Consider the following 23070-nt stretch of genomic DNA (forward strand, 5'->3'; position numbering starts at 1 on the left):
GAGTTGGGGAATCTCAACTCCTTTTGATGAGAATGATAGTTGGACACGGAATTGACATCGAAGAATTGGCTTCGATAGAAAGCGCGGTTACACGACATGAAGGATTTGCTAAGCGCGTGCTGACCGCTAAGGAAATGGAGCGCTTCACCAGTCTCAAAGGGCGCAGGCAGATTGAATATTTGGCTGGTCGCTGGTCGGCTAAGGAGGCCTTTTCCAAGGCCATGGGAACGGGCATTGGCAAGCTCGGTTTTCAGGATTTGGAAGTCTTGAACAATGAACGCGGGGCGCCTTATTTTAGTCAGGCACCATTTTCAGGAAAGATTTGGCTGTCTATCAGCCACACCGATCAGTTTGTGACAGCCAGTGTCATTTTGGAGGAAAATCATGAAAGCTAGTCCACATAGACCAACCAAGGCTCTGATTCATCTGGGAGCTATTCGACAAAATATTCAGCAAATGGGGGCTCATATCCCTCAAGGAACGCTCAAATTTGCAGTAGTCAAGGCCAATGCCTATGGGCATGGGGCTATTGCTGTTGCCACGGCTATTCAAGATGATGTTGATGGCTTTTGCGTTTCCAATATTGATGAAGCCATTGAACTTAGACAAGCTGGACTCAGCAAGCGAATCCTCATTTTAGGAGTTTCTGAAATCGAAGCTGTTGCTCTTGCTAAAGAATACGACATCACCTTGACTGTGGCCGGACTGGAGTGGATCCAAGCACTCTTAGATAAGGAAGCGGACCTAACTGGATTGACAGTCCACCTCAAGATTGATTCAGGCATGGGACGGATTGGTTTTCGAGAGGCCGGTGAGGCTGAGCAGGCTCAAGTTTTGCTCCAACAACACGGTGCTCGTGTTGAAGGAATTTTTACCCACTTTGCGACTGCAGACGAGGAATCAGATGCCTACTTTAATAGTCAGTTAGAACGATTTAAAGCTATTTTGGAAAGTATGAAAGGTCTTCCAGAGCTGGTTCATGCCAGCAATTCGGCAACGACCCTCTGGCATGCAGAGACTATTTTTAATGCAGTACGTATGGGAGATGCCATGTATGGTCTCAATCCAAGTGGAGAGGTTTTGGATTTACCCTATGACTTGAAACCAGCCTTGACCTTGGAGTCTGCTTTAGTTCATGTCAAGACAGTTTCAGCTGGAGCTTGCATGGGCTATGGGGCGACTTATCAGGCGGATAGCGAGCAAGTCATCGCGACGGTACCAATTGGTTATGCGGATGGTTGGACACGTGACATGCAGAATTTCTCCGTCTTTGTAGATGGTCAAGCTTGCCCAATCGTCGGACGAGTTTCTATGGACCAAATCACCATTCGTATTCCTAAGCCTTACCCACTCGGAACCAAAGTAACCTTGATTGGTTCCAACGGGGGCAAGGAAATCACAGCTACTCAGGTAGCGACCTACCGTGGAACCATTAACTATGAAGTGGTTTGTCTCCTCAGTGACCGCATTCCGAGAGAATATTATTAAAAAAGAAAGGAGTGGAGCATGAATCTACATCAACCCTTGCATGTCTTGCCTGGTGTGGGACCAAAGTCAGCAGAGAAATACGCCAAACTAGGAATTGAAAATTTGCAAGACCTCTTGCTCTACTTTCCTTTCCGTTATGAAGACTTCAAGACCAAGCAGGTATTGGAACTGGAAGATGGGGAGAAGGCAGTTCTTTCTGGTCAAGTCGTGACTCCTGCCAGTGTCCAGTATTATGGATTCAAGCGCAATCGCCTGCGCTTTAGCCTCAAGCAGGGAGAAGTCGTTTTTGTGGTGAATTTCTTTAACCAGCCCTATCTAGCTGATAAGATAGAGTTGGGAGCAACCCTTGCTGTCTTTGGAAAATGGGACCGCGCCAAGGCTAGTCTGACTGGGATGAAGGTCCTAGCTCAGGTGGAAGATGACCTCCAACCTGTTTATCGCTTGGCTCAGGGAATCAGTCAGGCCAGTCTGGTCAAGGTTATTAAGACGGCCTTTGATCAGGGATTGGATCTCTTGATTGAGGAAAATCTTCCCCAGTCTTTGCTGGACAAATACAAACTCATGTCCCGTTGTCAGGCCGTTCGTGCCATGCATTTCCCCAAGGATTTGGCAGAATACAAGCAGGCCCTTCGCCGTATCAAGTTTGAGGAACTTTTTTATTTCCAAATGCAGTTGCAGACGCTCAAGTCTGAAAATAGAGTTCAGGGAAGCGGTTTGGTTTTGAACTGGTCTCAGAAAAAAGTGACAGAAGTAAAAGAAAGGCTGCCTTTTGCCCTGACCCCAGCTCAAGAAAAAAGTTTGCAGGAAATTTTAACCGATATGAAGTCGGATCACCACATGAATCGTCTCCTACAAGGGGATGTGGGGAGCGGAAAAACGGTGGTTGCTGGCTTGGCCATGTTTGCGGCGGTGACAGCTGGCTACCAATCAGCCCTCATGGTACCAACAGAAATCCTTGCAGAGCAACATTTTGAGAGTCTACAGAGTCTCTTCCCAGACTTGAAACTGGCTCTTTTGACAGGTTCCTTGAAAGCTGCAGAAAAGAGAGAAGTCTTGGAGACTATTGCCAAGGGTGAGGCTGATTTGATTATCGGAACTCACGCTCTGATACAGGATGGGGTGGATTATGCTCGTCTGGGCTTGATTATCATCGATGAGCAGCACCGCTTTGGTGTAGGGCAAAGGCGTGTTCTGAGAGAAAAAGGCGACAACCCAGATGTCCTCATGATGACGGCGACTCCCATACCACGAACCTTGGCTATCACAGCCTTTGGAGATATGGATGTTTCCATTATTGACCAGATGCCAGCAGGACGAAAGCCTATTGTGACACGCTGGATCAAACATGAGCAACTGCCTCAGGTCTTGACTTGGTTAGAGGGGGAAATTCAAAAAGGTTCTCAAACCTATGTCATCTCTCCCTTGATTGAAGAATCAGAAGCTCTGGATTTGAAAAATGCCATTGCCTTATCAGAAGAATTGACGGCTCATTTTGCAGGTAAGGCAGAAGTGGCTCTTCTACATGGTAAGATGAAGAGTGACGAAAAAGACCAGATTATGCAGGAGTTCAAAGAGAGAAAAACGGATATTCTGGTGTCGACGACGGTTATCGAGGTTGGAGTTAATGTTCCCAATGCGACAGTTATGATCATTATGGATGCCGATCGCTTCGGTCTCAGCCAGCTTCACCAGCTTAGAGGTCGTGTGGGTCGGGGAGATAAGCAGTCTTATGCAGTTCTCGTTGCCAATCCTAAGACGGATTCTGGGAAAGACCGCATGCGCATTATGACAGAAACCACTAATGGATTTGTCCTTGCGGAGGAAGATTTGAAAATGCGTGGTTCAGGTGAGATTTTTGGAACCAGACAGTCAGGTCTCCCAGAGTTCCAAGTAGCTGATATTATCGAAGATTTTCCGATTTTAGAAGAAGCCAGAAAGGTTGCTAGCTATATTAGTTCGATAGAAGGTTGGCAAGAGGATCCAGAGTGGCGCATGATTGCCCTTCATTTGGAAAAGAAAGAACATTTAGATTAAGCTTTCTCTAAGGAAATCTTAAGCTAGCTTTCAGGTTTGGCCCTTATACTAGAGTCATCAAAAAGAAACGAGGACTCTCACATGACAGTAACGATTAAAGTAAATTACCAAACCACTTTCCAGAAGAAAGAAGCAAAAAACTAAGATTGAATAGAAGAAGAAAGAGCGAAATGCTCTTTTTTCGTTTCTAAAAGCACAATTTATTGAATCTAAAATAGCACACTGCGGATTCTAAAAAAATTCTAGAAATTATAGTAGATTGAATCCGAAATAGTCCACCGAGTTTTCTAAAACATTGTTAGAAATTAGTTTGAATTCCGCAATTAATTTGTTCAGTTTTTATTTCATTTAACTATAATTTGACTTTCCTAATTTCTTTGTTCTTATCTTATTTCAATACACCATATCTTACTATTTCAGAACCCACATCTAGCATAACTAAAAAACAGATTCTTCCATCTATTACGGAAAAATCTGTCATTGATTTAATGATTTACAAAAACTCCAACCACGGCTTGCGAACCCTGTCCTTACTGGTTTCTCTATATTTTTTAGTTCTTATTTATGATGCTCTTTCAATAGTTCTTCAAACTCAGAGACAGTCATACCCAACTGTTGACTGGCAACTTCAGAAGGCAAAAGACCTTGACGGACTAGATTTAGTAGCATAGACAAACTTCCTTCAACTTTTCCACGCTCCAGTCCCTGTTCAATCCCTTCTGCCCTAGCAGTTTCCAAGGCATAATCATGAGCCAATAATGCCTGTTCTTCACGCATACGTAGTTGACTAAACATTTTCCTGTCCTCCTCGGACCAGCTCTTGTAGTCTAGCAGTTGGTCTGCCTGGCTGATGGCTCGCTCGGGTTGTTGGGTAAAGGGTTTATTCCCAAAAAACTCCAACCACGGTTTGCGAACGCTATCCTTGCTGGTTTCTCTGTATTTTTTTAGTTCTAAGAACGCCATCTTGACTAGATGGTTTTCCTGACTGTTGTTTGTAATTGTCAAAACCTCACCTGTCGTATCCTCTCGCATACTAAAACTGTGAAAGGCTAAATCATCCTGAAAGTAGTTGCTGTCCACAATTGCAATGGAGTAGACAGGAGCGATATGCTTGTAACTCTGGTGTGTATCACCTTCACGTTGACGAATTTTTTCAAGATTTTGATTGACCTGACTGCACAGATAAGCCCATAAACGATTAATGAAAAAATTCTGATGATGCACCTGAATCTCAATGATCACTTGGGTGCCATTGTCCAACTCTGCCAAGACGTCTATACTAGTGTAAAAATCCTGCGCTGAGTAAGGCAGGGAAGGCAAGACGTGAATATTGCTTCCCTCTAAAATAGTTACATTTTTAGCTGGTAAGTCCAGCATATCGCGAATAAATTGACAAGTGACTTCTGGATTGCTAAAGATTTTCTTAGCAACCAAGTCATTGGTTGGGCTGATGCCCGGATGACGTACAGTCATATTTCTTCTCCTTTCATTATAGCACATTTTTACCTCTAGGTTGACTAGATTTAATGCTTCTATCTATTTATTCGTAAAAAAGCGTAACTTCTCAAAGTAACTTCCCTCTCTCTCCCAAAATTGGAAGTCAGTTTTAGAAGTGACCCAATGAAAATCAAAGAGCAAACTAGCCGCAGGTTGCTCAAAACACTGTTTTGAGGTTGCAGATAGAACTGACGAAGTCAGTAACATATATATACGGCAAGGCGAAGCTGACGTGGTTTGAAGAGATTTTCGAAGAGTATTACCTTTCTTTCTTGCATTGATTACTTAGATATGCTACAGTGGTGGTGGCGATTACAAAAAAAGGAGCATGTAATGAGAGAGCCCAGGAGCTCTCTTTTTTGTAGTTTAATAAGAATGATTTAAAATAGATGATTCTCTGAAACTACTTTCAGAAACGGCTGTTCTATAAAATACTTTTGAAATTGAAATCTATTCTATCACAAACTATTGAAAGCGCTTAACAAATGATATATAATGACCTCATAAGAACAAAGAAAAGGAGGAAAGAGGATGCCACATATTACTAAAGAAGCCTTGATTGCACAAATCAAAGATGGAATCATCGTTTCTTGTCAGGCCCTTCCTCACGAACCGCTCTATACAGAAGCGGGAGGAGTCATTCCCTTGCTGGTCAAAGCGGCTGAGCAAGGTGGAGCAGTAGGTATCCGAGCAAACAGTGTTCGTGATATCAAGGAAATCAAGGAGGTCACAAAACTTCCAATCATTGGGATAATCAAACGGGATTATCCACCACAAGAACCCTTCATCACAGCTACTATGAAAGAAGTTGATGAATTGGCAGAACTGGACATCGAGGTAATTGCTCTGGATTGTACCAAGCGTGAACGCTACGATGGTTTGGAAATTCAAGAGTTCATTCGTCAGGTTAAGGAAAAATATCCTAACCAGCTCTTGATGGCTGATACAAGTACTTTTGAAGAAGGTCTAGCAGCTGTTGAAGCAGGAATTGACTTTGTCGGAACAACCTTATCAGGATACACATCTTACAGTCCAAAGGTGGATGGCCCCGATTTTGAATTAATCAAAAAACTCTGTGATGCTGGCGTGGATGTCATTGCAGAAGGGAAAATTCATACACCAGAACAAGCCAAACAAATCCTTGGATATGGAGTGCGAGGCATTGTTGTAGGTGGCGCTATTACTAGACCAAAAGAGATTACAGAACGCTTCGTTGCTGGTCTTAAATAAAAAATAAAGAAAGGGGGATTGAGTATGATTATTACTAAAATCAGTCGTTTAGGAACTTATGTGAAAGTAAATCCACATTTTGCAGCATTAATAGATTTTCTAGAAAAAACAGGACTAGAAAATTTAACAGAAGGTCCGATTGATATCGATGGTGATCGATTATTTGGTAATTGCTTTACTTATCTAGCAGACGGTCAAGCAGGAGCCTTCTTTGAAACTCACCAAAAATATTTGGATATTCATTTAGTTTTGGAAAACGAAGAAGCCATGGCTGTTACGTCGCCAGAAAATGTAAGCGTTACCCAAAAATATGATGAAGAAAAAGATATTGAATTATACACAGGAGAAGTGGAACAGTTAGTTCATTTGAGAGCTGGTGAATGCCTTATCACTTTTCCAGAAGATTTACATCAACCCAAGGTTCGTATAAATGATGAACCTGTTAAAAAAGTTGTCTTTAAAGTTGCGATTTCTTAATGTAGAAAGGGAAGAACAATGAAAAAAATGAGAAAGTTTTTATGTTTAGCTGGAGTTGCGCTAGCAGCTGTTGCCTTGGTAGCTTGTTCAGGAAAGAAAGAAACTACAGCTGACACTGAACCACCGACAGAATTATCTGGTGAGATTACAATGTGGCACTCCTTTACTCAAGGGCCACGTTTAGAAAGTATTCAAAAATCAGCAGATGCTTTCATGCAAAAACATCCAAAAACGAAAATCAAGATTGAAACATTTTCTTGGAATGACTTCTATACTAAATGGACTACAGGTTTAGCAAATGGGAATGTGCCAGATATCAGTACAGCCCTTCCTAACCAAGTAATGGAAATGGTAAACTCAGATGCTTTGGTTCCGCTAAACGATTCTATCAAGCGTATTGGACAGGATAAATTTAACGAAACTGCCTTAAATGAAGCAAAAATCGGAAATGATTACTACTCTGTTCCTCTTTATTCCCATGCACAAGTCATGTGGGTTAGAACAGATTTGTTAAAAGAACATAATATTGAGGTTCCTAAAACTTGGGATCAACTCTATGATGCTTCTAAAAAATTGAAAGAAGCTGGAGTTTATGGCTTGTCTGTTCCATTTGGGACAAACGACTTAATGGCAACACGTTTCTTGAACTTCTATGTTCGAAGTGGTGGTGGAAGTCTCTTGACAAAAGATCTTAAAGCAGATTTGACAAGCCAACTTGCTCAAGATGGTATTAAATACTGGGTTAAAATGTATAAAGAAATCTCACCTCAAGATTCTTTGAACTTTAATGTCCTTCAACAAGCTACCTTGTTCTATCAAGGGAAAACAGCATTTGACTTTAACTCTGGCTTCCATATTGGAGGAATTAATGCCAACAGTCCTCAATTGATTGATTCGATTGATGCCTATCCTATTCCAAAAATCAAAGAATCTGATAAAGACCAAGGAATTGAAACCTCAAACATTCCAATGGTTGTTTGGAAAAATTCAAAACATCCAGAAGTTGCTAAAGCATTCTTGGAATCACTTTACAATGAAGAAGACTATATTAAATTCCTTGATTCAACTCCAGTAGGTATGTTGCCAACTATTAAGGGAATTAGCGATTCTGCAGCCTATAAAGAAAATGAAACTCGTAAGAAATTTAAACATGCTGAAGAAGTGATTACTGAAGCTGTTAAAAAAGGTACTGCTATTGGTTATGAAAATGGACCAAGTGTACAAGCTGGTATGTTGACTAACCAACACATTATTGAACAAATGTTCCAAGATATCATTTCAAATGGAACAGATCCTATGAAAGCAGCAAAAGAAGCAGAAAAACAATTAAACGATTTATTTGAGGCTGTTCAGTAGATATAAAAGACTAGAAAATAGGTGGGCTAGTGAGCTGAAAGGCCCTAGCCCAATCTTGTAAAAGAAGGGAGAAGGAGAATGGTTAAAGAACGTAATTTAACTCGCTGGATATTTGTTTTGCCAGCTATGATTATCGTAGGATTACTCTTTGTTTATCCGTTTTTCTCGAGTATTTTTTATAGCTTTACCAATAAGCATTTAATTATGCCAAATTATAAATTTGTTGGTTTAGCTAACTATAAAGCTGTGCTATCAGATCCCAACTTCTTTAATGCGTTCTTTAATTCAATTAAGTGGACCGTTTTCTCATTAGTTGGTCAAGTTTTAGTAGGGTTTGTATTGGCTTTAGCTCTTCACAGAGTACGTCACTTCAAGAAATTATATAGGACCTTATTGATTGTTCCTTGGGCATTTCCTACAATCGTTATTGCCTTTTCTTGGCAGTGGATTCTAAACGGGGTTTATGGCTACTTACCTAACCTAATCGTAAAATTAGGTTTAATGGATCATACACCTGCATTTTTGACAGATAGTACATGGGCATTCCTATGTTTGGTGTTTATCAACATTTGGTTTGGAGCACCGATGATCATGGTTAATGTACTTTCAGCTTTGCAAACAGTACCAGAAGAACAATTTGAGGCTGCTAAGATAGATGGCGCTTCAAGTTGGCAGGTGTTCAAGTTTATCGTCTTTCCACATATTAAAGTGGTTGTAGGGCTTCTAGTTGTTTTGAGAACTGTATGGATCTTTAATAACTTTGACATTATCTACCTAATTACTGGTGGTGGACCAGCCAATGCTACAACAACGCTTCCAATTTTTGCTTACAACCTAGGTTGGGGAACTAAATTGTTGGGTCGTGCTTCAGCAGTCACAGTATTGCTCTTTATCTTCTTGGTGGCGATTTGCTTTATCTACTTTGCTATCATCAGTAAGTGGGAAAAGGAGGGTAGAAAATAATGAAGAAGAAATCCAGTATTTATTTAGATATTCTCTCACATGCACTCTTGATTGGTGCGACCATCGTTGCAATTTTCCCATTGGTATGGATTATCATATCGTCTGTAAAGGGGAAAGGGGAATTGACTCAGTATCCAACAAGATTTTGGCCTGAACAATTTACATTAGATTATTTCACTCATGTTATCAACGATTTGCACTTTATTGATAACATTCGAAACAGTTTAATCATTGCCTTAGCTACAACTGTTATTGCGATTATTATTTCTGCTATGGCAGCCTATGGTATTGTTCGATTCTTCCCTAAATTGGGGGCAATCATGTCGAGACTACTCGTCATTACCTACATTTTCCCACCAATTTTGTTAGCAATTCCATATTCAATTGCCATTGCTAAAGTTGGGTTAACAAATAGTTTATTTGGCTTGATGATGGTTTATCTATCTTTTAGTGTTCCATATGCAGTTTGGCTCTTAGTTGGATTTTTCCAAACAGTTCCAATTGGAATTGAAGAAGCAGCTCGAATTGATGGTGCAAATAAATTTGTTACATTTTATAAAGTTGTGCTACCGATTGTAGCACCAGGTATTGTAGCAACAGCTATTTATACATTTATCAATGCTTGGAATGAATTCTTGTATGCTTTGATTTTGATTAACAATACAGGAAAGATGACAGTAGCAGTAGCCCTTCGTTCGCTTAATGGTTCAGAAATCTTAGACTGGGGAGATATGATGGCGGCATCTGTTATTGTAGTTCTTCCATCAATCATTTTCTTCTCTATCATCCAAAATAAGATTGCAAGTGGATTATCAGAAGGATCTGTGAAATAAGTTAAAATTAGAAAGTTTATTTAATAAAGGAGAAAAAACATGGTTAAATACGGTGTTGTTGGAACAGGATATTTTGGGGCTGAGTTAGCTCGTTATATGCAAAAGAATGATGGAGCAGAGATTACTCTTCTCTATGATCCAGATAATGCAGAGGCAATTGCAGAAGAATTGGGAGCAAAAGTAGCAAGCTCCCTAGATGAGTTGGTTTCTAGCGATGAGGTAGATTGTGTTATCGTCGCAACTCCAAATAATCTTCATAAGGAACCGGTTATTAAGGCTGCACAACATGGTAAAAATGTTTTCTGTGAAAAACCAATTGCGCTTTCTTATCAAGATTGTCGCGAGATGGTAGATGCATGTAAAGAAAATAATGTAACCTTTATGGCAGGACATATTATGAACTTCTTTAATGGTGTCCATCATGCAAAAGAACTAATTAATCAAGGAGTCATCGGAGACGTCCTATATTGTCACACAGCTCGTAATGGTTGGGAAGAACAACAACCGTCAGTATCATGGAAAAAAATTCGTGAAAAATCAGGTGGTCACTTGTATCACCATATTCATGAATTGGATTGCGTACAATTCCTTATGGGTGGCATGCCTGAAACTGTAACCATGACAGGTGGAAATGTGGCCCACGAAGGTGAAAATTTCGGTGATGAAGATGATATGATTTTTGTCAATATGGAATTTTCTAATAAGCGATTTGCTTTGTTAGAATGGGGTTCAGCTTATCGTTGGGGTGAACATTATGTCTTAATCCAAGGAACGAAAGGTGCCATCCGTTTAGACTTATTCAACTGTAAAGGAACTCTTAAGCTAGATGGACAAGAAAGTTATTTCTTGATTCATGAATCGCAAGAAGAAGATGATGATCGTACTCGTATCTATCATAGTACAGAGATGGATGGAGCAATTGCTTATGGTAAACCAGGTAAACGTACTCCATTATGGTTATCATCTGTCATTGATAAAGAAATGCGCTATTTGCATGAGATTATGCAAGGAGCTCCAGTATCAGAAGAATTTGCAAAACTATTGACAGGTGAAGCTGCTCTAGAAGCAATTGCTACTGCAGATGCTTGTACCCAATCTATGTTTGAAGATCGTAAAGTAAAATTGTCAGAAATTGTAAAATAAAAATAATGTAAAGGGGATGAAAAATTTATTTTCTCCCCTCATTTCGGAAATAAGTTAGGAGAAAATCTATGTCAGATTTAAAAAAATACGAAGGTGTCATCCCAGCCTTCTACGCATGTTATGATGATCAAGGAGAAGTAAGTCCAGAGCGTACGCGTGCCTTGGTTCAATACTTCATTGATAAAGGTGTTCAAGGTCTTTATGTCAATGGTTCTTCTGGTGAGTGTATCTATCAAAGTGTAGAAGACCGCAAGTTGATTTTGGAAGAAGTCATGACAGTTGCCAAAGGTAAATTGACTATTATTGCCCATGTTGCTTGCAACAATACTAAAGATAGTATGGAACTTGCTCGCCACGCAGAAAGCTTGGGTGTGGATGCTATTGCGACGATTCCACCTATTTATTTCCGCTTACCAGAATACTCAGTTGCTAAGTACTGGAACGATATCAGTTCTGCAGCTCCAAACACAGACTACGTGATTTATAACATTCCTCAATTGGCAGGTGTTGCTTTGACTCCAAGTCTTTATACTGAAATGTTGAAAAATCCACGTGTTATCGGTGTGAAGAACTCTTCTATGCCAGTTCAAGATATCCAAACTTTTGTGAGCCTTGGTGGAGAAGACCATATCGTCTTCAACGGTCCAGATGAACAGTTCTTAGGTGGTCGTCTCATGGGAGCAAAAGCTGGTATCGGTGGTACTTATGGTGCTATGCCAGAACTCTTCTTGAAACTCAATCAGTTGATTGCTGACAAAGACTTAGAAACAGCCCGTGAATTGCAGTACGCTATCAATGCAATCATTGGCAAATTGACTGTTGCACATGGAAATATGTACGGTGTGATTAAAGAAGTCTTGAAAATCAATGAAGGCTTGAATATTGGTTCTGTTCGTTCACCATTGACGCCAGTAACTGAAGGGGATCGTCCAGTTGTAGAAGCAGCTGCAGCCTTGATTCGTGAAACCAAGGAGCGCTTCCTCTAATCCATAAGGAGGTATTTATGACACACTACGTTGCAATTGATATCGGTGGAACCAACATCAAATATGGTTTGATCGACCAAGAAGGCCAACATGTTGAATCGCATGAAATGCCAACAGAGGCGCATAAGGGTGGACCTCATATCTTACAAAAAACCAAAGATATCGTAGCCAGCTATTTAGAAAAAGGCCCAGTAGCAGGTGTTGCCATTTCTTCAGCAGGAATGGTGGATCCTGACAAGGGTGAGATTTTCTATGCTGGGCCTCAAATTCCTAACTACGCAGGAACCCGGTTCAAGAAGGAAATCGAGACTAGCTTTGCGATTCCTTGTGAGATTGAAAATGATGTCAACTGTGCAGGTCTAGCTGAGGCAGTATCTGGTTCAGGTAAGGGAGCGAGTGTCACCCTTTGCTTGACCATTGGAACAGGTATCGGAGGTTGCTTGATTATGGATGGGAAAGTCTTCCATGGTTTTAGTAATTCAGCCTGTGAAGTCGGTTATATGCATATGCAGGATGGAGCATTCCAAGACTTGGCTTCTACAACAGCCTTGGTAGAGTATGTAGCGGCAGGTCATGGAGATCCAGTTGATCAGTGGAATGGCCGACGTATCTTTAAGGAAGCTACCGAAGGAAACAAAATCTGCATGGCTGGTATTGACCGTATGGTAGACTATCTAGGAAAAGGTCTGGCAAATATTTGCTATGTGGCCAATCCAGAAGTGGTCATTCTCGGTGGCGGTATCATGGGGCAAGAGGCAATCCTCAAACCTAAAATTCGAAAAGCTTTAAAAGATGCTTTGGTACCAAGCCTAGCTGAAAAAACACGATTAGAATTTGCCCATCACCAAAATACAGCAGGTATGTTGGGAGCTTATTATCACTTTAAAACAAAACAATCCTAGTTTGGCTAGACCAAACTAGGATTTTCTAATCAAGTTCCCTTGACTTTCTTTATAATTGTGAGATAATAAATAAAATATATAAAGGAGTTATAGAAAATGGCTATAGCGAATTCAAGTAAAGTTGTGACCTTCCAAGCTAATAGAGAATTAGTAAATGATGCCATGGAAGTGTTAAAAGAAAAAAATCTCTCTCTTTCATCAGCACTTAGATTATTTTTAAAGAATGTTGCCGTAACAAATGAAGTAGATTTACTGAGTGAAGAGGAATTAGAGAAGGAGTATTTGTTTAGGCAATTACAAGCAGAAGTTCAAGAAAGTTATGCCAAGATTGAGGCTGGAAATTACTTGACAGATGAGGATGTCGTGACACGCTATGGATTATAAAAAATATAGGATTTTGTATTCTCCTAGAGTGATTGATAGTCTGGATAAAATATATCAGTATATAGCAGAGGAAATCGGTTCTGTAGAGGCTGCGAGACGAAAAGTGGCGAGTATCAGAAAAGATATTAATCGTCTAGAAATTTTCCCTCAAGCTGGATTTGATGCCGATGAAAAATTTGGTAAGAAATTAGACCCTCGCTACCAAACGCGAGGATTGACCTTGAGTAAGGATTACATCGTATTATATACAATTGTTGAGGATACCGTCAGACTTGCTTATTTACTCCCTTCAAAAAGTGATTACATGAAATTATTTAAGACTAAGTCAAGATACGATTGATTCATAATCTTGAAGAGGTATGTTTAGTGATGAATAAAAATCCTAGTTTGACTCAGCCAAACTAGGATTTTCTTACACGTTTTTGTCTACGATAGCCATTGAGTTTTTTATTTTCCCAATAGCTATTAAAGATTTTCTCCTTGCTTTCACGATTGATTTCCAAAAAGTAGGCATAAATCAAATCGATAAAGAAGAGCATAGGAAGTTGAGCGGATATACGTTGGATGTAAGAAGACTGGCTGTGGGTGGCTACAAGAACAGTCTCTGTATAAGCCTGACTATCTTTATTGGGAACACTTGTAAAAAGTACAGTCTTTGCCCCCATCTCCTTAGCGTCTAATAGACTATCTAAAATAGAAGGTGTTGTGCCAGAAAGAGAGAAACCGAGTACGAGACAATTTTCATCCATAATACTGGTTGTCCAAGCAAAACCGTCTTGGTCTGTTAAGGCTTCACAGACCACACCTAGACGCATGAAGCGCAATTTCATTTCAAGAGCTACGAGGCCAGAACTCCCTGTTCCGAAGAAGTAGACACGCTCAGCATCTTCGATTAACTGGGCAATTCTTTCTAGTTGGACTTCGTCAATCAAGTCCTGTGTTTGTTCCCGCATACTGCTATAACTTCTGAGGACTCGTTTTGTAAGTGGACTGTGCTTGTGAGAATGGGTGTCTTGTTTCTCTGCTTGGTGCTGGTATTGGAAAATAAATTCTCGATAGCCTGTAAAACCACACTTTTTAGCAAAGCGGGTCAGAGCAGCTTGAGAGATATGTAATTTTTGAGTAACCTGCTGAGAAGATAAATCATCTGTAATGGTTTCCGTTTGTAAAAAATAGCGAGCGATTTCTTGCTCTAGGTCTGTCATTTCTTCAAAGTGAGAATCAATGAGGGTTGCTATATCTGGTTTGTCCATAGGGAAGGCTCCTTTAAATGAGTCATATTGGAAAAAGACTAGGTCATCGAACTTTTACATTTATTATATCATATAATATAGGGATGGATAAATAAAATCGTATTTTGATGTAAAAAGGAAAAAGCTCTTTTATTTTCCATAATTTTCTTCTTAAATTATGGTACAATTAAGAGTAAGACTTAAAATAGAAATGAGACTGATTTGTATGAGAAAGTTTGACAGCCATTCGATTCCGATTCGGCTTAATTTATTGTTTTCAATTGTCATTTTACTCTTTATGGCCATTATTGGTCGCCTACTTTATATGCAGGTTTTGAACAAGGATTTTTATGAGACAAAACTAGCATCGGCTAGTAAAACAAAGGTGACCACTAGTTCAGCTCGAGGAGAAATTTATGATGCCAGCGGCAAGCCCTTGGTTGAAAATACTGTGAAACAAGTTGTTTCCTTTACTCGAAACAACAAAATGACGGCTGCCGATTTGAAAGAAACAGCCAAGAAGTTGCTAGCCTATGTGGGAGTTTCTTCTCCAACATTGACTGACCGACAGTTAGCAGACTACTACCTAGCAGATCAAGATGTCTATAAGAAAGCAGTGGAAAGCTTACCACGTGAGAAGCGCCTTGATTCTGATGGAAATCAATTATCTGAATCCGAGCTTTACAATAATACTGTTGAAAGTATCGATCCAAGTCAATTGGCCTACTCGGATGACGAAAAGAAAGAAATTTATCTCTTTAGTCAACTTAATGCAGTTGGAAACTTTGCAACAGGCACCATTGTGACAGATGCTTTAACAGATACTCAGATTGCCTTGATTGCTTCGGCTTCTAAGAATTTACCTGGTATCAGTATTTCAACTTCGTGGGATCGAAAGGTTCTAGAGACTTCACTTTCTTCTATAGTAGGAAGTGTATCCAGTGAAAAAGCTGGTCTTCCAGCTGAAGAAGCGGATGCCTATATCAAGAAGGGTTATTCTCTAAATGACCGTGTTGGAACCTCTTATCTAGAAAAACAATATGAAGAAACCTTGCAAGGAAAACGCTCGGTGAAAGAAATCCATCTAGATAAGCACGGAAACATGGAAAGTGTCGAAAATATCGAAGATGGTACCAAAGGTAACAATATTAAATTGACTATTGATTTGTCCTTCCAAGATAGCGTGGACAATCTGCTTAAGAGTTATTTCAATTCCGAACTAGGAAATGGAGGAGCCAAGTATTCTGAGGGTGTTTATGCAGTTGCTTTGAACCCCAAAACAGGTGCGGTTTTGTCTATGTCAGGGCTCAAACATGACTTGAAAACGGGAGAGTTAACGCCTGATTCCTTGGGAACGGTAACCAATGTCTTTGTCCCAGGTTCAGTTGTCAAAGCGGCAACTATCAGTTCTGGGTGGGAGAATGGAGTCTTATCAGGGAACCAGACCTTGACAGATCAACCGATTATCTTCCAAGGCTCATCTCCAATTAATTCTTGGTATACTCAGGCTTACGGTTCATTCCCGATTACAGCTGTGGAAGCCTTGGAGTATTCTTCTAATACCTACATGGTCCAAACGGCTTTGGGCATCATGGGTCAGACCTATCAACCAAATATGTTTGTTTTAACTAACAATTTAGAATCCGCCATGGGGAAATTGCGTGCGACATTTGCTGAATATGGTCTTGGAGCCTCAACAGGCATTGACCTTCCAGATGAGTCAACTGGTTTTATTCCAAAAGAGTATAATTTTGCTAATTACATTACCAATGCATTTGGTCAGTTTGATAACTATACCCCTATGCAATTGGCCCAGTACGTTGGAACAATTGCCAACAACGGTGTTCGAATTGCACCCCATATTGTTGAGGGGATTTATGGAAATAATGAACAAGGTGGCTTAGGTGACTTAATCCAATCTATTGATACCAAGGAAATGAATAAAATTAATATTTCTGAGTCTGATGTTTCCATCCTTCAACAAGGCTTTTATCAAGTTTCTCATGGTGGAAGTGCTCTGACAACCGGTCGTGCCTTTTCAAATGGTGCAAGCGTATCCATTAGTGGGAAAACAGGTACTGCCGAAAGTTATGTTGCAGGTGGTCAAAAAGCCAACAACACCAATGCCGTGGCCTATGCCCCATCAGATAATCCTCAAATCGCGGTAGCTGTTGTCTTTCCACATAACACCAATCTTACAAATGGTGTCGGACCTTCCATTGCGCGCGATATTATCAACCTCTATAACCAACATCATCCGATGAATTAGAAAGGAACATATGCTTTATCCAACACCTATTGCCAAGCTAATTGACAGTTATTCGAAGTTACCGGGTATCGGGATTAAGACGGCTACCCGTCTGGCCTTCTATACTATTGGAATGTCTGATGACGATGTAAATGAATTTGCTAAAAATCTCCTTTCTGCTAAGAGAGAGCTGACCTACTGTTCCATCTGCGGTCGCCTGACTGATGACGATCCTTGCTCTATCTGTACCGATCCGACTCGTGACCAGACAACGATTTTAGTTCTCGAGGATAGTCGCGATGTGGCAGCCATGGAGAACATCCAAGAATACCACGGACTCTATCATGTTTTACACGGACTCATTTCTCCCATGAATGGTATCAGTCCGGACGATATCAATCTCAAGAGCCTCATGACTCGTCTTATGGATAGTGAAGTTTCAGAGGTAATCGTAGCAACAAATGCTACAGCAGATGGTGAAGCGACATCCATGTATCTTTCTCGTTTGCTCAAGCCGGCTGGTATCAAGGTTACGCGTCTAGCACGAGGTCTTGCTGTGGGAGCGGATATCGAGTATGCAGATGAAGTTACACTCTTACGAGCGATTGAAAATCGGACAGAGTTGTAAGTCTAGACAAATTAACACACTCAATTTATTTATACAAAAATCACGGAGACCGACAGTTGTTTTATCGGTCTTTTTTTAGATTTATTGAAGACCAGTATCAGGTTCAAGTTTCAAAAAAGAAGCAAATATGATATACTAAAGAACGAGTATTCTATTAGAATTGGAACAAATAATATGAAACAAACGATTATTCTTTTATACGGTGGACGTAGTGCAGAGCGTGAAGTCTCTGTTCTTTCAGCTGAGAGTGTGATGCGTGCGGTTAACTACGATCGTTTCACAGTCAAGACTTTCTTTATTAGTCAGTCAGGTGACTTTATTAAAACGCAAGAATTTAGCCAGACTCCCGGTCAAGAGGATCGTCTTATGACCAATGAAACCATTGATTGGGATAAGAAAGTGGCACCAAGTGCTATCTATGAAGAGGGAGCAGTGGTCTTTCCAGTCCTTCACGGTCCGATGGGAGAAGATGGCTCAGTTCAAGGATTTTTGGAAGTTTTGAAAATGCCTTATGTTGGTTGTAACATCTTGTCATCTAGCCTTGCCATGGACAAGATCACGACCAAGCGTGTGTTAGAATCTGTCGGGATTGCCCAAGTTCCTTATGTGGCCATTGTCGAAGGTGATGATGTATCTTCTAAAATTGCTGAAGTGGAAGAAAAATTGACTTATCCAGTCTTCACAAAACCATCAAACATGGGTTCAAGTGTCGGTATTTCCAAATCTGAAAATCAAGACGAACTCCGTCAAGCCTTGAAACTTGCCTTCCAATATGATAGCCGTGTCTTGGTAGAACAAGGAGTGAATGCCCGTGAAATCGAGGTTGGGCTACTGGGTAACTACGATGTTAAAAGCACCCTTCCAGGAGAAGTAGTCAAGGATGTTGCCTTCTATGACTACGATGCCAAGTATATTGATAACAAGATTACTATGGATATTCCAGCTAAAATCAGTGATGATGTGGTAGCTGTCATGCGTCAAAATGCAGAAACAGCCTTCCGTGCCATTGGTGGTTTAGGTCTATCTCGTTGCGATTTCTTCTATACTGATAAGGGAGAGATTTTCCTAAATGAGCTCAATACCATGCCAGGTTTTACCCAGTGGTCAATGTATCCACTACTTTGGGATAATATGGGAATCACCTACCCAGAACTAATCGAGCATTTGGTTGACCTTGCTAAGGAAAGTTTTGACAAGCGCGAAGCGCATTTGCTATAAAATGAAAGAGAGGGTAGAAGTCAGAACCACCACTGCAGAGTGATTAGAGTTCTCGGACTTCAACCCTTTTTAAAGGAGTAGAAATGAAATTAACAATCCATGAAGTGGCCCAAGTTGTCGGAGCTAAAAATGATATCAGCATTTTTGAGGATACCAAGTTAGAAAAGGCCGAGTTTGATAGTCGCTTAATTGCGGCAGGGGATTTATTTGTGCCCCTCAAAGGGGCGCGTGATGGCCATGACTTTATAGAAACAGCTTTTGAAAATGGCGCTGCTGTAACCCTGTCTGAGAAAGAGGTTGCAAATCATCCCTATATTCTAGTAGATGACGTATTGACTGCCTTTCAAACCCTAGCAGCCTACTATCTTGAAAAAACGGCTGTTGATGTCTTTGCTGTTACAGGTTCAAATGGCAAGACAACGACCAAAGATATGTTAGCGCACTTGCTATCAACAACCTATAAAACATACAAAACACAAGGAAACTACAATAACGAGATTGGGCTTCCCTACACAGTTCTCCACATGCCTGAAGGAACAGAAAAGTTGGTCTTGGAGATGGGGCAGGATCACTTGGGTGATATTCATCTCTTGTCAGAATTGGCTCATCCAAAGACAGCTATCGTTACCTTGGTGGGGGAAGCTCATTTGGCCTTTTTCAAAGACCGTTCGGAAATCGCTAAAGGGAAAATGCAAATTGCTGATGGCATGCCTGAAGGTTCTTTGCTCTTGGCCCCAGCAGACCCGATTGTAGAGGACTACTTGCCTACTGATAAAAAGGTGGTCCGTTTTGGGCAAGGAGCAGAGCTGGAAATCACAGACTTGATTGAGCGCAAGGATAGTCTGACCTTTAAGGCTAATTTCTTGGAACAAGCCCTTGATTTGCCAGTGACTGGTAAGTACAATGCCACTAATGCTATGATTGCATCCTATGTTGCCCTGCAAGAAGGAGTGTCAGAGGAGCAAATTCATCAGGCATTCCAAAATCTTGAATTGACGCGTAACCGTACCGAGTGGAAGAAAGCAGCCAATGGAGCAGATATTTTGTCTGATGTATACAATGCCAATCCAACAGCTATGAAACTGATTTTAGAGACTTTCTCTGCCATTCCAGCCAATGAAGGGGGCAAGAAAATCGCTGTCTTGGCAGACATGAAGGAACTCGGTGACCATTCTGTTCAACTCCATAATCAGATGATTTTGAGCCTCTCACCAGATGTGCTTGATACCCTTATTTTCTATGGAGAAGACATTGCCGAATTAGCCCAACTTGCCAGTCAAATGTTCCCAATCGGCCACGTTTACTACTTCAAGAAAACAGAAGACCAAGACCAATTTGAAGACCTAGTCAAGCAGGTCAAAGAAAGCCTTGGAGTCCATGATCAAATCTTGCTCAAAGGCTCTAACTCTATGAATCTAGCCAAGTTGGTAGAAAGTTTAGAAAATGAAGACAAGTGATTTTGTCAAGTATCTTCAAAGAATGATTGCCCTTACAGATACTGGATTAACCTTTACAAAAGATCCTTTCGACCGTGAGCGCTACGAAGACTTGCGAGGCCTTTTATCTGAAATGTTGAATCAGGCATCAGACCTTGATTCCGAAGAAGTGGCAGAAGTCTTGAAGCCAACTTCTGCTTATGCGACTCCGTTAATGGACGTCCGTGCTTGGATTGTTGAGGACGAAAAGATTTGTCTGGTTAGGGGACAAGGAGAGAATGATTGGGCTTTGCCAGGTGGCTTTGGTGAAGTCGGCTATTCTCCAACAGAAAATATTCTCAATGAAATTGAAGAAGAAACCGGTTTTGAAGCTAAAGTAGAAAGACTACTAGCTGTTTTTGATACAAATCGTTTCCAACTACAGAGCAAGCAATATGCAAAGTTTGTTTTTGAATGTAAGTTTCTTGATGGACAATTCCAAGAAAATCAAGAAATTGCTGACCTTCAATTTTTTGCCATTGACCAACTGCCAGCCTTATCTGAAAAACGCATTACCAAGGAGCAAATAGAGCTTCTTTGGCAGGTTTATCAAGGTCAGAGGGAGCAATATCTTGATTAAGAAGATGATTATCGTATTTCTAAATTCATTTTTGACAAATAGCATGGTATAATAAAATGCAGGAAAATTTTGAATCATGAGGAAGACTAGATGAATTTATGGGATATTTTCTTTACTACCCAAGCAACAGAACCACCTAAGTTTGACCTTTTTTGGTATGTTAGCCTATTTACGCTCTTAGCCTTAACCTTTTTTACAGCCTATCGCTATCGTGAAAAGAAGGTTTACCAACGATTTTTCCAAATCTTACAGGCAGTTCAGTTGATTCTACTTTATGGTTGGTATTGGGTCAATCATATGCCGCTGTCAGAAAGTTTACCTTTTTACCATTGCCGTATGGCTATGTTTGTGGTGCTTTTGCTTCCTGGTCAGTCTAAATATAGGCAGTATTTTGCATTATTGGGGACATTTGGGACATTAGCAGCCTTTGTTTATCCAGTGCCAGATGCTTATCCTTTCCCACATATTGCGATTTTATCCTTTATCTTTGGACACTTAGCTCTCTTGGGGAACTCTTTGGTTTATCTCTTGAGACAGTACGATGCACGATTGTTGGATGTGAAGGGAATTTTTCTCATGACCTTTGCTCTAAATGCCTTGATTTTTGTGGTCAATTTGGTAACAGGTGGAGATTACGGATTCTTGACAAAACCGCCATTGGTTGGAGACCATGGCTTAGTAGCTAATTATTTAATCGTTTCTCTAGCCTTATCAGCGGCGATTGCGTTAACAAAGAAAATCTTGGAACTATTTTTAGAACAAGAAGCAGAAAAAATGATTACAAAGAAAGCTTAGAAAGGAGCTTTCTTTTTTTCATAAATCTGATTTTTTATAACTTGTTTGGAAAATAAAAAAATTTGATGAGCGAATGTGAAAAAATGGTAAGTAAATTTAGGAAAAACTAAGCACGATTGGATTTTTTGTGTTATAATATTCTGTGAATAGCTATGCCCTATTTTAGCTATATTGAATAGAAGTTTGAAACTTGGAAGAGAGAGGATGCGATGTAATGGCTAGAGATGGTTTTTTTACAGGCTTAGATATCGGAACTAATTCGATTAAGGTATTGGTTGCCGAGCTTAGAGATGGTGAACTTAATGTAATTGGTGTAAGTAATGCCAAGAGTAAAGGTGTAAAGGATGGGATTATCGTTGATATTGAAGCAGCAGCAACTGCTATCAAGTCAGCTATTTCCCAAGCAGAAGAGAAAGCTGGCATTTCAATTAAATCTGTGAATGTTGGTTTGCCTGGAAATCTTTTGCAAGTAGAACCAACTCAAGGAATGATTCCAGTTACATCTGATACAAAAGAAATTACAGATCAAGATGTTGAAAATGTTGTCAAATCAGCCTTGACAAAGAGTATGACACCAGATCGTGAAGTCATTACTTTTATTCCTGAAGAATTTATCGTAGATGGTTTCCAAGGTATTCGTGACCCACGTGGCATGATGGGGGTTCGTCTTGAAATGCGTGGCTTACTTTACACTGGTCCACGTACTATTCTTCACAATTTACGCAAAACAGTTGAGCGCTCAGGTGTTCAAGTTGAAAATATTATTATTTCACCATTGGCTTTGGTTCGTTCAGTCTTGAATGAAGGAGAGCGTGAATTTGGAGCTACTGTGATTGATATGGGAGCAGGTCAAACAACTGTTGCTACAATCCGTAACCAAGAACTCCAGTTTACAAATATTCTTCAAGAAGGTGGAGATTATGTCACAAAAGATATTTCTAAAGTCTTGAAGACTTCACAAAAACTAGCTGAAGGATTAAAATTGAACTATGGTGAAGCCTACCCTTCACTTGCAAGTAATGAAACCTTCCAAGTTGAAGTGATTGGTGAAGTAGAGCCTGTTGAGGTTACAGAAAGCTATCTAGCAGAGATTATTTCAGCTCGCATTAAACACATTTTTGAACAAATCAAACAAGAGTTGGAAAGAAGACATTTGTTGGATCTTCCAGGTGGGATTGTTCTGATTGGTGGAAATGCTATTTTACCAGGTATTGTAGAACTTGCGCAGGAAGTATTTGGCGTTGGTGTTAAACTTTACGTTCCAAATCAAGTTGGAATCCGTAACCCTGCCTTCGCTCATGTGATTAGCTTATCTGAATTTGCTGGTCAATTGACTGAAGTGCATTTGTTAGCACAACGAGCAGTCAAGGGTGAGGATACTTTGCGTCACCAACCAATTAATTTTGGTGGGATGATTCAACGTGTTACGCAGGTAGCACAACCTACCCCTATTCAACCAGTTCAAAATACTGAGGTAGAGCAATCAGCTTCTACGAACGTAGTTGCTCCAAAAGAAGATAAAGTATCTTCTCAAAATAAACCAAAAATCGCAGATCGCTTCCGTGGTTTAATTGGAAGTATGTTTGATGAATAAAAGAGGA

General features: G+C 40.3%; 22 protein-coding genes. 20 read left to right on the plus strand and 2 right to left on the minus strand.

Translation table 11 applies throughout. The features are described 5' to 3' along the window. Positions 1-32: 32 nt before the first annotated feature. Genes acpS through recG form a run of 3 tightly spaced genes read left to right on the plus strand, consistent with a single transcriptional unit; the run spans position 33 to position 3522 of the window. Positions 33-395, plus strand: a complete 363-nt coding sequence (acpS, locus tag ACERDH_RS03380) for a holo-ACP synthase (RefSeq protein ID WP_000635005.1) — start codon at positions 33-35, stop codon at positions 393-395. Then, entirely contained in the window at positions 385-1488 is a 1104-nt protein-coding gene (gene alr / locus ACERDH_RS03385; protein WP_265480835.1) for an alanine racemase, read from the plus strand. The genes acpS and alr overlap by 11 nt, the downstream gene beginning before the upstream one ends. 18 nt (positions 1489-1506) lie before the next feature. Beyond that, a complete protein-coding gene (gene recG, locus ACERDH_RS03390) occupies positions 1507-3522 on the plus strand; it encodes an ATP-dependent DNA helicase RecG (protein WP_386679669.1) in 2016 nt (671 codons plus the stop codon). A gap of 558 nt (positions 3523-4080) precedes the next feature. On the opposite strand, the gene ACERDH_RS03395 is transcribed toward recG, so the two are convergent. Then, complete coding sequence (locus tag ACERDH_RS03395; protein ID WP_386679671.1) at positions 4081-4995, minus strand: Rpn family recombination-promoting nuclease/putative transposase; 915 nt, start codon at positions 4993-4995, stop codon at positions 4081-4083. A gap of 555 nt (positions 4996-5550) precedes the next feature. On the opposite strand from ACERDH_RS03395, the gene ACERDH_RS03400 reads away from it, so the two are divergent. The 10 genes from ACERDH_RS03400 (at position 5551) to ACERDH_RS03445 (ending at position 13633) form a co-directional block, all read left to right on the plus strand. Next, positions 5551-6249 carry an N-acetylmannosamine-6-phosphate 2-epimerase gene (locus ACERDH_RS03400; RefSeq protein WP_386679673.1) on the plus strand — a complete coding sequence of 233 codons (699 nt, stop codon included), beginning with the start codon at positions 5551-5553 and terminating at the stop codon, positions 6247-6249. Positions 6250-6273: 24 nt separating this feature from the next. After that, positions 6274-6726 carry a YhcH/YjgK/YiaL family protein gene (locus ACERDH_RS03405; protein WP_285389331.1) on the plus strand — a complete coding sequence of 151 codons (453 nt, stop codon included), beginning with the start codon at positions 6274-6276 and terminating at the stop codon, positions 6724-6726. Between the two features lie 18 nt (positions 6727-6744). Next, the gene (locus ACERDH_RS03410) at positions 6745-8082 is read left to right on the plus strand and encodes an ABC transporter substrate-binding protein (RefSeq protein WP_386679675.1); all 1338 of its coding nucleotides are present in this window, start codon (positions 6745-6747) and stop codon (positions 8080-8082) included. A gap of 78 nt (positions 8083-8160) precedes the next feature. Continuing rightward, positions 8161-9045, plus strand: coding sequence for a carbohydrate ABC transporter permease (locus tag ACERDH_RS03415; protein WP_023946138.1), 885 nt, complete (start codon positions 8161-8163; stop codon positions 9043-9045). Next, complete coding sequence (locus tag ACERDH_RS03420) at positions 9045-9878, plus strand: carbohydrate ABC transporter permease (protein ID WP_285389325.1); 834 nt, start codon at positions 9045-9047, stop codon at positions 9876-9878. The genes ACERDH_RS03415 and ACERDH_RS03420 overlap by 1 nt, the downstream gene beginning before the upstream one ends. Positions 9879-9917: 39 nt before the next feature. Beyond that, positions 9918-11021, plus strand: a complete 1104-nt coding sequence (locus tag ACERDH_RS03425) for a Gfo/Idh/MocA family protein (RefSeq protein ID WP_000241736.1) — start codon at positions 9918-9920, stop codon at positions 11019-11021. 68 nt (positions 11022-11089) lie between these two features. After that, positions 11090-12007 carry a dihydrodipicolinate synthase family protein gene (locus ACERDH_RS03430; RefSeq protein ID WP_386679678.1) on the plus strand — a complete coding sequence of 306 codons (918 nt, stop codon included), beginning with the start codon at positions 11090-11092 and terminating at the stop codon, positions 12005-12007. A 17-nt stretch (positions 12008-12024) separates the two neighbouring features. Continuing rightward, on the plus strand, positions 12025-12909 hold the full coding sequence (locus tag ACERDH_RS03435) for an ROK family protein (protein WP_386679680.1): 885 nt from the start codon (positions 12025-12027) through the stop codon (positions 12907-12909). Between the two features lie 96 nt (positions 12910-13005). Beyond that, the gene (gene relB, locus ACERDH_RS03440; RefSeq protein WP_020901685.1) at positions 13006-13293 is read left to right on the plus strand and encodes a type II toxin-antitoxin system RelB/ParD family antitoxin; all 288 of its coding nucleotides are present in this window, start codon (positions 13006-13008) and stop codon (positions 13291-13293) included. Next, positions 13283-13633: a type II toxin-antitoxin system RelE/ParE family toxin gene (locus ACERDH_RS03445; protein ID WP_000384864.1), complete on the plus strand. Its 351-nt coding sequence runs from the start codon at positions 13283-13285 to the stop codon at positions 13631-13633. Before relB ends, ACERDH_RS03445 begins: the two co-directional genes overlap by 11 nt. A gap of 61 nt (positions 13634-13694) precedes the next feature. Here ACERDH_RS03445 and ACERDH_RS03450 read toward each other — a convergent pair whose 3' ends face one another. After that, complete coding sequence (locus ACERDH_RS03450) at positions 13695-14546, minus strand: MurR/RpiR family transcriptional regulator (protein ID WP_386679683.1); 852 nt, start codon at positions 14544-14546, stop codon at positions 13695-13697. Between the two features lie 190 nt (positions 14547-14736). On the opposite strand from ACERDH_RS03450, the gene pbp2b reads away from it, so the two are divergent. The 7 genes from pbp2b (at position 14737) to ftsA (ending at position 23063) form a co-directional block, all read left to right on the plus strand. Then, positions 14737-16794 carry a penicillin-binding protein PBP2B gene (gene pbp2b / locus ACERDH_RS03455; RefSeq protein WP_386679685.1) on the plus strand — a complete coding sequence of 686 codons (2058 nt, stop codon included), beginning with the start codon at positions 14737-14739 and terminating at the stop codon, positions 16792-16794. Positions 16795-16804: 10 nt separating this feature from the next. Beyond that, positions 16805-17401, plus strand: coding sequence for a recombination mediator RecR (gene recR, locus ACERDH_RS03460; RefSeq protein WP_000966754.1), 597 nt, complete (start codon positions 16805-16807; stop codon positions 17399-17401). A 174-nt stretch (positions 17402-17575) separates the two neighbouring features. Continuing rightward, entirely contained in the window at positions 17576-18619 is a 1044-nt protein-coding gene (locus tag ACERDH_RS03465) for a D-alanine--D-alanine ligase (RefSeq protein WP_386679698.1), read from the plus strand. A gap of 83 nt (positions 18620-18702) precedes the next feature. Then, positions 18703-20076 (plus strand): UDP-N-acetylmuramoyl-tripeptide--D-alanyl-D-alanine ligase, encoded by a 1374-nt coding sequence (locus ACERDH_RS03470; RefSeq protein WP_386679700.1) that lies wholly within the window; start codon positions 18703-18705, stop codon positions 20074-20076. Further along, complete coding sequence (locus ACERDH_RS03475; protein WP_386679702.1) at positions 20063-20674, plus strand: NUDIX hydrolase; 612 nt, start codon at positions 20063-20065, stop codon at positions 20672-20674. The genes ACERDH_RS03470 and ACERDH_RS03475 overlap by 14 nt, the downstream gene beginning before the upstream one ends. A 90-nt stretch (positions 20675-20764) precedes the next feature. Further along, positions 20765-21469, plus strand: coding sequence for a YwaF family protein (locus ACERDH_RS03480; RefSeq protein ID WP_386679704.1), 705 nt, complete (start codon positions 20765-20767; stop codon positions 21467-21469). Positions 21470-21683: 214 nt separating this feature from the next. After that, positions 21684-23063, plus strand: a complete 1380-nt coding sequence (gene ftsA / locus ACERDH_RS03485; RefSeq protein ID WP_020901691.1) for a cell division protein FtsA — start codon at positions 21684-21686, stop codon at positions 23061-23063. Positions 23064-23070 lie beyond the last annotated feature (7 nt).

This window comes from Streptococcus bovismuti, from assembly GCF_042436615.2.
In the GTDB taxonomy this organism is placed as follows: domain Bacteria; phylum Bacillota; class Bacilli; order Lactobacillales; family Streptococcaceae; genus Streptococcus.

What these genes read in the sequence shown, in the direction of transcription:
- acpS (WP_000635005.1), top strand. Translation starts at nt 33, where the DNA reads ATGATAGTTGGACACGGAATTGACATCGAAGAATTGGCTTCGATAGAA.
- alr (WP_265480835.1), top strand. Translation starts at nt 385, where the DNA reads ATGAAAGCTAGTCCACATAGACCAACCAAGGCTCTGATTCATCTGGGA.
- recG (WP_386679669.1), top strand. Translation starts at nt 1,507, where the DNA reads ATGAATCTACATCAACCCTTGCATGTCTTGCCTGGTGTGGGACCAAAG.
- ACERDH_RS03395 (WP_386679671.1), bottom strand. Translation starts at nt 4,995, where the DNA reads ATGACTGTACGTCATCCGGGCATCAGCCCAACCAATGACTTGGTTGCT.
- ACERDH_RS03400 (WP_386679673.1), top strand. Translation starts at nt 5,551, where the DNA reads ATGCCACATATTACTAAAGAAGCCTTGATTGCACAAATCAAAGATGGA.
- ACERDH_RS03405 (WP_285389331.1), top strand. Translation starts at nt 6,274, where the DNA reads ATGATTATTACTAAAATCAGTCGTTTAGGAACTTATGTGAAAGTAAAT.
- ACERDH_RS03410 (WP_386679675.1), top strand. Translation starts at nt 6,745, where the DNA reads ATGAAAAAAATGAGAAAGTTTTTATGTTTAGCTGGAGTTGCGCTAGCA.
- ACERDH_RS03415 (WP_023946138.1), top strand. Translation starts at nt 8,161, where the DNA reads ATGGTTAAAGAACGTAATTTAACTCGCTGGATATTTGTTTTGCCAGCT.
- ACERDH_RS03420 (WP_285389325.1), top strand. Translation starts at nt 9,045, where the DNA reads ATGAAGAAGAAATCCAGTATTTATTTAGATATTCTCTCACATGCACTC.
- ACERDH_RS03425 (WP_000241736.1), top strand. Translation starts at nt 9,918, where the DNA reads ATGGTTAAATACGGTGTTGTTGGAACAGGATATTTTGGGGCTGAGTTA.
- ACERDH_RS03430 (WP_386679678.1), top strand. Translation starts at nt 11,090, where the DNA reads ATGTCAGATTTAAAAAAATACGAAGGTGTCATCCCAGCCTTCTACGCA.
- ACERDH_RS03435 (WP_386679680.1), top strand. Translation starts at nt 12,025, where the DNA reads ATGACACACTACGTTGCAATTGATATCGGTGGAACCAACATCAAATAT.
- relB (WP_020901685.1), top strand. Translation starts at nt 13,006, where the DNA reads ATGGCTATAGCGAATTCAAGTAAAGTTGTGACCTTCCAAGCTAATAGA.
- ACERDH_RS03445 (WP_000384864.1), top strand. Translation starts at nt 13,283, where the DNA reads ATGGATTATAAAAAATATAGGATTTTGTATTCTCCTAGAGTGATTGAT.
- ACERDH_RS03450 (WP_386679683.1), bottom strand. Translation starts at nt 14,546, where the DNA reads ATGGACAAACCAGATATAGCAACCCTCATTGATTCTCACTTTGAAGAA.
- pbp2b (WP_386679685.1), top strand. Translation starts at nt 14,737, where the DNA reads ATGAGACTGATTTGTATGAGAAAGTTTGACAGCCATTCGATTCCGATT.
- recR (WP_000966754.1), top strand. Translation starts at nt 16,805, where the DNA reads ATGCTTTATCCAACACCTATTGCCAAGCTAATTGACAGTTATTCGAAG.
- ACERDH_RS03465 (WP_386679698.1), top strand. Translation starts at nt 17,576, where the DNA reads ATGAAACAAACGATTATTCTTTTATACGGTGGACGTAGTGCAGAGCGT.
- ACERDH_RS03470 (WP_386679700.1), top strand. Translation starts at nt 18,703, where the DNA reads ATGAAATTAACAATCCATGAAGTGGCCCAAGTTGTCGGAGCTAAAAAT.
- ACERDH_RS03475 (WP_386679702.1), top strand. Translation starts at nt 20,063, where the DNA reads ATGAAGACAAGTGATTTTGTCAAGTATCTTCAAAGAATGATTGCCCTT.
- ACERDH_RS03480 (WP_386679704.1), top strand. Translation starts at nt 20,765, where the DNA reads ATGAATTTATGGGATATTTTCTTTACTACCCAAGCAACAGAACCACCT.
- ftsA (WP_020901691.1), top strand. Translation starts at nt 21,684, where the DNA reads ATGGCTAGAGATGGTTTTTTTACAGGCTTAGATATCGGAACTAATTCG.